Raw genomic sequence first — 4,495 nt, 5'->3', positions numbered from 1 at the left:
CACTCTTTTTTTTGTTGCCATTTTACTGATTTTTAATTAGTTTTACAAAGTAACTAAATATAGCGCTGAGAAAGCTACCGAAGGTTTAGTTCAACATCGGTTTTGCAAAAGAGCGGGTTAAGTGGTTAATTCAAGGTTTGTGCATTTAATCCGCAAAACCATTTTTTATTTGCTTTTAAAATGTAAATTAGCAAATAGAAAAAATGGTTTTGCTTAAGTTAGTTCAAAATTGAAAGTTTAGTCTTTCTAATCCGCTCCTTCGCAAAGCCGCAAAACGTTATCTGCTTAACGAACAATTGTCGCTGTCGCCAGCCGATTTGCTCGATATATTCGAGAGCCACGGCATTGCTCGAAAAAAGCTAAAGAATGAGTTAACTCTGTTTATGCTTGGAGAGCGAAGTGTGGAACGTTACCGCGAGGCAGGTATCAATTGGTGGGATTATTGTGGAAGCATTCTTGTAAACAGTTACCCGACCTACTTTGAGAAACTGCCGCCATTGATAGCCAAAATCAACCGAGAAAAGCGCAATAGTAAGAACTATGTACTATTCCTTGGTGAAACCGGTGCGGAGAGCAATCAAGCCCCGTGCTTATCACTTGTACAGTTTCAAATAGATGACTGCGAACTTGTGTTGTCTGCTTACCAGCGAAGCTCCGATGCAAACTTGGGACTTCCGGCAGATATTTACCACTTGTATTTGATGTCTCGCCAAATAGAACTGCCGTTGAAATCCATCACGCTGAACCTTGGCAACGTCCACATCTACGAGAATAACATCGAACGAACCAAGAAACTGCTTGCGGCCAACGAAGACGTGAAATTTGATTTAAACGTCGGATAAACGGCATTTAAATAGTATTAAAAAAGAGCGGCAACCTGAATAAGATTGTCGCTCAATTTTTTGAAAAAACGCCCGAAAAATGTACTTTTCTTTTTGAATTAATGTACTTTTCTTTTTGGCGATTATAATTTATTTTCTACCTTTGTCACACTATGCGGCAGTAAATAATATAATTAGAAATACGAATTCAAGTTCTTGTGGTACATTCTACCATCAAGGATGTATTTTTTATGTGATGCATTTCTACAAAGCATCCGCTATATTATTTACAAAATCAAATGAAAACTATAAATATAGGTATTCTTGCACATATTGATGCAGGAAAAACCTCCATTACTGAGAACTTGCTATTTGCTAGTGGAGCAACTGAGGTACGTGGAAGTGTGGACAAAGGTAATACCACAACCGATTCGATGGATATTGAAAAACGAAGAGGTATCACCGTTAGAGCTTCTACAACGTCTATTCAATGGAACGATACAAAGATTAATATTATCGACACTCCTGGACACATGGACTTTCTAGCAGAAGTGGAACGCACTTTTAGAATGCTAGATGGTGCTATTCTTGTGGTGTCTGCTAAAGAGGGTATTCAAGCTCAAACGAGATTGTTGTTCAATGTCTTGCAACAACTAGAAATTCCAGCCATTCTATTTATCAACAAAATAGATAGAGAGGGAGTAAATCTAAATCAGCTTTATTTCGAAATACAAAATAGCCTTTCAAAAGATATTCTTCTTATGCAATCCGTTGATGGCAAGATTTTAACTTCTAGCTGTACAATACACAACATATCAGAAAAGGACAGAGAAACAATTTTGGAGAAAGATGATTCTTTGCTTGAAAAATACTTAAGCGATACGCAACTCTCAAATTCAGACTATTGGAGTTCAATGATTCATCTTGTTCAATTCGCTAAACTACATCCTATCTACCATGGCTCAGCAATGTATGGCATTGGTATCGAAGATTTGCTAAACTCAATCACTACTTTTATTGAAACATCTCTACCTCAAGAGAACGATTTATCTGCCTATGTCTATAAAATTGAGCATAATAAGAAGGAACAGAAACGAGCCTATCTAAAGATTATAGGGGGAAGCCTTAGAACAAGAAAATCATACAACCTCAATGGCTCAGATGAGAATCTGAAAATAAGAAGTTTAAAGACCTTTTACGCTGGAAACGAAATAGATGTAGATGAAGTTTCTACAAACGATATTGCAATTTTAGACCATGCCGAAAGTCTGATGGTAGGTGATTATTTAGGAACAATGCCAAGTTTATTTGATAAATTGAATATTCCTAGTCCTGCTCTCAAATCATCTATACATCCTGCCAAAGTAGAGGATAGGAGTAAATTAATTTCTGCTATGAATGTATTATCGGTAGAAGATCCATCTTTAACGTTTGGTATCAATGCTGATAATAATGAGCTAGAAGTTTCTCTTTATGGAGCAACTCAACGGGAAGTTATTTTGACTTTGTTGGAGGAGCGATTTTCGGTAGATGCTTACTTTGAAGAGGTGAAAACGATTTATAAGGAACGTCTGAAAACGAAATCGGAATACACCATTCATATCGAAGTGCCACCTAATCCTTATTGGGCATCTATTGGCTTGATTATAGAACCTTTGCCAATCGGTGCGGGACTTACGATAGAGAGCGATATTTCATTGGGCTACTTGAATCAATCTTTTCAGAATGCAGTATTCGATGGAGTCAAGAAAGCCTGTGAATCGGGTTTGTATGGCTGGGAAGTAACCGACCTTAAAGTCACTTTTTCTCACGGAATCTATTATAGTCCAGTGAGCACACCTGCCGACTTTAGAAGTTTAGCTCCCTATGTTTTTCGATTGGCTTTACAACAAGCTGATGTTGAGTTGTTGGAGCCAATCTTAGATTTTAAATTGCAAATTCCAATAGCTGTGAATGCTAGGGCTATTACAGACATCAACAAGATGCAAGGCGAAATATCTACTATTACTTCAGATGGTGATTGGACTACTATTTTGGGTGAAATTCCTTTAGATACTAGTAAAGAATACTCAGCAGAAGTCAGCTCCTACACTCAAGGCTTGGGCAGTTTTGTTACTCGATTTTCGGGCTATCAAATCACCAATAAAAAGGTAAGCAGAAGTGTAGAACTGAATGAAAAAGATAAATTGATGTATATGTTTGAGAAGGAATTAGGATAAGAGAATGATAAGCAAAATAATCAAAGAATGCATTCTCGCACTATTTTTGTATCTTGTTCCTACAAATTAACTATACAATTATGTCTGAAAGAAAAATCCCCCCGCTGGCGCGGGTCTGTGACCCGTGCCAACATATCTATACATATAGCCAATAATAAAGTAACTTATGAGTAGAAAATACAAGTTTCATAATCCTGAAGGAGTCTATTTTGTCTCGTTTGCTGTACAAAGTTGGGTAGATGTATTTACACGTAACGTATACAAAAAGATATTCTAATTGAAAATCTTATTTATTGTCAAAACAATAAAGGACTTGAGATATTTGCATGGTGCATAATGACCAATCATGTTCATCTGATGATAAGAGCAAAAGAAGGATATTTGCTTCAGGATATAGTAAGAGATTTCAAGAAATTTAGCTGTAAAGCCGTCATTAAAGCTATAAAAGAAAATTATGAGGAAAGCCGAAAAGAGTGGTTGCTGAAACAACTTGAAACGAAAGAAGGATACAGCCTGTGGAGAGGAGATAATAAGCCGATTGAATTGTGGAGCAATGCAGTTATTACTCAAAAGCTAAACTATATTCATCAAAATCCGGTGGAAGAAGGATTAGTATTTAAAGCCGAAGACTACATGTATAGTAGTGCTTACGATTACACTGGAGAAAATGGGATGATAGATATTTTGGTTATTGATTAGGTTGAATGGCACGGGTCGCAGACCCGCGCCAGCGTGGGGACAATTTGAAACCTTGAATGAAGATATTTTAAAAACAATGCGAAAGGAATTAGGATATGATTAGCAACCAAACGCACACCATCCCTTCGCTCTCAGGCACATTTGGCATTCCCGCAAGGCTTGCCCTCAACCCAAAAATGCCAAAAGAGCCTTCAAGCCCGTCCCGCTCCGACACACGGATTGAGCGACAGTGCGTTAAAATTGAGACAAATAGACAAAGAAATAATTTCAACTTACAAAACATTGATCGTGAAAGCATAAATAAACTGATTAATATTTTAAAAACTAACACTTAAATAATCGTTTGCATAAAAAATTCGTTTTAAAAGATGCTTAGCATATAATGAGTTAGCAATTAACAAATAAATAAAATTAATTAAAAACAATAAAAATGAAGAAAGAAAATTGGTTTATAAATCCCAATAAAAATATTTTAATAATTTTTACTATTCTCACATCAATCGGTTTGCTTTTAACAATAAGTGCTATGACTGATTTTTTTAACGAGTCACCTTTTCAAAGTAAATACTTATTACTTTGGTTTATTAACATATTTAGTATAATTGCTCTGATAAAGTTATACAATAACTATTCAAAAAGTAAATAAAACGCCTGCAGATAATAACCAGAGTTTCGTTGGGCTCGAAGAGCCAACAATGAAACTCCTGTTGAACGGAAGCTTCGGGAGCTTTTTCAACACTATGGGTTTATCGTAAA

General features: G+C 36.1%; 3 protein-coding genes. All 3 read left to right on the top strand.

What is annotated here, in order from left to right:
• Positions 1 to 317: 317 nt before the first annotated feature.
• The 3 genes from C3729_RS13140 to C3729_RS13130 all read left to right on the top strand — a co-directional run bounded on the left by C3729_RS13140 (position 318) and on the right by C3729_RS13130 (position 3,739).
• Complete coding sequence (locus tag C3729_RS13140; RefSeq protein ID WP_260204531.1) at positions 318 to 842, top strand: thymidylate synthase; 525 nt, start codon at positions 318 to 320, stop codon at positions 840 to 842.
• Between the two features lie 278 nt (positions 843 to 1,120).
• Positions 1,121 to 3,040: a tetracycline resistance ribosomal protection protein Tet(36) gene (gene tet(36), locus C3729_RS13135; protein WP_086980648.1), complete on the top strand. Its 1,920-nt coding sequence runs from the start codon at positions 1,121 to 1,123 to the stop codon at positions 3,038 to 3,040.
• Between the two features lie 336 nt (positions 3,041 to 3,376).
• Complete coding sequence (locus C3729_RS13130) at positions 3,377 to 3,739, top strand: transposase (RefSeq protein ID WP_311316427.1); 363 nt, start codon at positions 3,377 to 3,379, stop codon at positions 3,737 to 3,739.
• The last annotated feature ends 756 nt before the right edge of the window (positions 3,740 to 4,495 follow it).

It is taken from the genome of Cloacibacterium normanense (assembly GCF_002943105.1).
Lineage (GTDB): Bacteria > Bacteroidota > Bacteroidia > Flavobacteriales > Weeksellaceae > Cloacibacterium.
This window is presented reverse-complemented; position numbering and strand designations above follow the sequence as displayed.

What these genes read in the sequence shown, in the direction of transcription:
- C3729_RS13130 (WP_311316427.1), top strand. Translation starts at nt 3,377, where the DNA reads ATGACCAATCATGTTCATCTGATGATAAGAGCAAAAGAAGGATATTTG.